General features: G+C 66.3%; 1 protein-coding gene. It reads right to left on the minus strand.

The annotated features are described in order from the left end of the window. Window positions 1–7: 7 nt before the first annotated feature. Window positions 8–403: cell cycle transcriptional regulator TrcR (locus ENZ74_RS34210; RefSeq protein ID WP_127313393.1), on the minus strand; the 396-nt coding region annotated here is incomplete at its 5' end.

The raw sequence follows: 403 nt of genomic DNA on the forward strand, positions 1-403 counted from the left end.
GACAACCTCACTCGTCGTCGTCATTGTCCGTGTTCTTCGACTTCAAGGCCGAGAGCTTGGCGAACACGGCGTTGGCGTCGAGTTCGGCGTCCTCGTCCTTCGGCTTCTCGGGAGCCGGCACCAACCGCTCGGTCAGGGCCGCCGGCAGCAGCGTGTCGCCGACCGGCTGCGCCTGTTCGCGGCCGCGCGAGGCGCGGTTGACTTCCATGTCGAGGTCGATCTGCGAGGCGAGACCCAGCGTCACCGGGTCCATCGGCTGCAGATTGGCTGAGTTCCAGTGCTTGCGCTCGCGGATCTGCTCGATCGTCGACTTGGTGGTGCCGACGAGACGCGAGATCTGCGCGTCCTTGAGCTCGGGATGGTTGCGCACCAGCCACAGAATCGCGTTCGGCCGGTCCTGGCG

Origin of the sequence: Mesorhizobium sp. M7A.F.Ca.CA.002.15.2.1 (assembly GCF_003998715.1) — a bacterium.
GTDB lineage: Bacteria > Pseudomonadota > Alphaproteobacteria > Rhizobiales > Rhizobiaceae > Mesorhizobium > Mesorhizobium ciceri.